Raw genomic sequence first — 3,720 nt, 5'->3', positions numbered from 1 at the left:
CTCCCCTGCTGTGGAAAATAACGATATCTCTGCGAATGCTTTCTCTGGTAGCGGTGGCACTATCGAAATCAATACTAAAGGAGTGATTGGGCTAGCAACGCTAACTAGACAAGAACTTGAGCAAAAATTAGGCACAACTGACCCGGAAAAACTCGACCCGCAATTTCTGCCTACTAACGATATTACAGCGATTTCTCAAACCAACCCGCAGTTAAACGGCATAGTCAGCATCAGTTCCCCAGATATTGACCCCAGCAAAGGAATTGTTTCTCTACCAATCAACGCCGCTGACGCTTCCCAGCAAATTGCCCAAAACTGTGGTGCTGTCAATGAAAAAGTAGCTAGTGCATTTACTGATGTTGGACGTGGTGGTTTACCGCCTAAACCTGACGAATTTCTCAGCAGTGATACGGTGTGGGAAGATATCCGCATCAGTTCTAGCACGACACAACCGCCAAATTCCACTCATGCTACCACCTTAACCCCTGCTAAACAAAAGACGGTATTAATTATGCCTGCTACAGGTTGGGTATTTAATGATAAAGGCGAAGTCACGCTGATATCTCATACGCCTAAATCTTCTGCTGCTTGGGTGAATTCCTCTAACTGTGCAGCTAAAAATCAATGACATTACGTAGTCAGGGTTGTAGTCTTGGATATCAATAGCGATCAAAAAATCGTTGTAGATCAAAATAAACTCTTTCTTTATTCAAACCCCTAACTTTAGTTACAGAGTTTTACTCGTTACTCATAACTCTCTACTCAGCACTACTGAAAATCCTCGCCATTTGCCCTAGGAGATGAGTAGAATGTTGGATGATTTTTATCCAAAAATATACTTATCTTTACTATTGGTTCCGTATAAATAAGTCGCTGGAAGGCTGCAAGGGCAATACTGACATGGTTTCAGATTCTCGGCAACAATTATGGCAATTGAGGTTGGTAATTTTACTAGCAATGACTAGTTTGATGACTGCATTGACAAATTCTGCACGTGCTCAAATTACCCCAGATGGGACATTAGGCGCAGAAAGTACAAAACTAGCACCAAATACCAATGTTCAGGGATTACCTACAACCTTAATTGAAGGCGGAGCTACCAGAGGTATAAACCTATTCCAGAGTTTCTTAGAATTCAACGTCGGTGATGGACAACGAGTTTACTTTGCTAATCCCGCAGGCATTGAGAATATCTTCACTCGTGTCACAGGTAGCGACCCCTCAAAGATTTTCGGTACTTTAGGTATGGATGGCAGAGCAAATCTATTCTTACTCAATCCTAATGGTATTGTTTTTGGCCCCAATGCCCGCTTAGATGTTGCAGGTTCGTTTCTGGCGACGACAGCCAATAGCTTTGTATTTGACAATGGCTTGAAGTTCAGCGCCACAAATCCTGAAGCAGCCCCACTACTAACAGTCAGCTTGCGTCCGGGGTTGCAGTTTGGTGTAAATTCGTCTGCAAGTATTAGCAATAGTGGCGATTTAAGCGTTGGGCAAGATTTGACTTTGGTAGCTAGTAATCTCGACTTACAAGGTAATTTACAGGCGAGTGGAGATGTAACTATTGAAGCCCCTGGTGATATTTATGTAGGTAATATCAAAGCTTCTAGTAATTCTAATAATGACTTTAGTCGCATCAGCATCAACTCTACTGGTGGTTCTGTCTACTTAAATGGCTCTAATTTGAATACTAATAATATTGGCTCTGGCTATGCAGGAGATATAGCTATTAATGCCCTCCAAGAAATCCGAATTGAGAACGCAAGCAAAATCTCTAGTACTGGGAATCTTGGCAAAATATTCATTGGTGCTTCAGAGTCTACAGATTTTTCTCCACAAAAAATAACGATTGAAAACTCTCAAATAAATAATAGTAATTTTGTGGATGGTAACGATGTCGGCAATATAGTAGTTAAATCTCTAGGCGACTTATTAATAACTAATAGTAATTTGGAAACTACCACTTATAGTTCAGGCAAGGGAGGAAACATTAATGTTGAGGCTAGCTCAGTATCTCTTAATAATAACAGTTCTCTATTAACTAATACTCTAGGCTCTGGAAAAGCAGGTAGTATAACTATTAACACAACTGGTGGTACAGTCTCGCTTTCTGAAAGTAGTATAAATACTGGCAGCAACAAAATTACAATAGCTCTGCAAAATTTATCTAATCAAGAAGGTGCGGGTGGTGGTGATATTAATATCACTGCTGATTCTTTATTTTTAACAAAAAACTCTCTTTTAAATGCTAGTACTTTGGGTTCAGGAGATAGCGGTAATGTCTATATTACGGCAGATAAAACAGTAACTTTTACAGACAATTCTATTTTAAATGCGAGAACTTATTTGCAGGGAAATGCAGGTAATGTCAACATCAAGGCTCAAGAAATTTCTTTCAATAATGAATCGCTGATCCAAGCTACAACTTTTGGCAGTGGCAATGCAGGCAATTTGAATATAATTACTCAATCATTATCTCTGAGTAACATATCAAGAATTGATGCCCAAACTTTTGGCAGTGGCAATGCAGGTAATATCAATATCAAAACACAGTCTCTTTCCCTAATAGAAGGAGCGAGAATTAATGCTGAAACTTTTGGTAGTGGCAATGGTGGCAATATTACTATTAATCCCCTCAAAGATGAAGACCAAGCTGGTGCTTCGGTTACTATCTCAGGGGCAGCACCTTTGATTAGATTTTCTAGTGGATTGTCTGTTAATACTGAAAGTGAAAAAGTAGATGCTGGATCTGGTGGCAATATCACTATTAAATCTGGGAGTTTAAATATTAGTGATGGAGGTGTTTTAAGCGCTCCTTCTAAAAGTAGCGGTAGCGGTGGCAATATCAATATTGATGTAAATAATCTTGAGCTTACAGGCGGTGGGCAAATTATCACCAATGCCTATAGAAGTGGACAAGCGGGCAGTATCAAAATTAGTGCGAACGATAATATTACAATCGCGGGACAAAATTATGAATACGAGCAACGCCTTAATGATCTGAAAAGCCGACTTGATATCCTGAAAGCTATCTACGATGCTTTTCTACTTGAAACTGACCAAGAACCTAGACGTATACTCGACCCGATTAATAACTTGAGCGCATTACTCGAAAACCCTAGCTCCAATCAACTACTTAGCGAACTGAAACAACGACTCGATCAATTTAAAAATAGCTACGATTTTCTTCTGGTTACAAATAATCTAGAAATTAGTAATCTACTCGAACCAATTAAGAACTTGATTAATAATTTGACTGGACTTGATAAGATTATAATTTCTGCGAAAGACTTTACTTACGCTCAACAACTCAATGAACTAAAAGAGCGACTCGATCAACTTAAAGATAGCTACAATTTTGTTTTACCTCAAAACGATCGCGAAGCTAGACGCATCCTCGGCCCAATTAATCAATATAGTGGATTGTTCGCTAATACTGAAGTGAACTCCACTGGTCAAGGCGGTACGATTCATCTGGACTCTCAGCAAGCCACCATTAAAGATACTGCGAGAATCACTGTAGATAGTCAGGGTACGGGTGTGGCAGGTAGTATTAGCATGAGTGCTAATCGTCTGACTCTGGTTAATCAAGCAAAGATTACAGCTGATACTAATAGCGGCCAAGGTGGTAGCATTACACTCAACTTGCAAGAGTTATTACTGTTTCGCCGCAACAGTGTTGTCTCCACTACCGCAGGTAGACAAGGTGCAGGTGGCGAT

Annotated in this window: 1 protein-coding gene and 1 pseudogene; both read left to right on the top strand. The window is 39.9% G+C overall.

Translation table 11 applies throughout. From position 1 onward, the window contains the following. Positions 1 to 628 (top strand): annotated as a pseudogene (locus tag BV372_RS05350) (S-layer family protein); the annotation flags it as partial. 272 nt (positions 629 to 900) lie between these two features. Beyond that, the coding region (locus BV372_RS05345; protein ID WP_179197984.1) for a filamentous hemagglutinin N-terminal domain-containing protein at positions 901 to 3,720 on the top strand (2,820 nt) is incomplete at its 3' end.

The sequence above is a fragment of the Nostoc sp. T09 genome, assembly GCF_002154695.1.
Lineage (GTDB): Bacteria > Cyanobacteriota > Cyanobacteriia > Cyanobacteriales > Nostocaceae > Aulosira.
The sequence above is the reverse complement of the archived record's forward strand: the minus strand, read 5'-3'. Positions and strand labels throughout refer to the sequence as shown.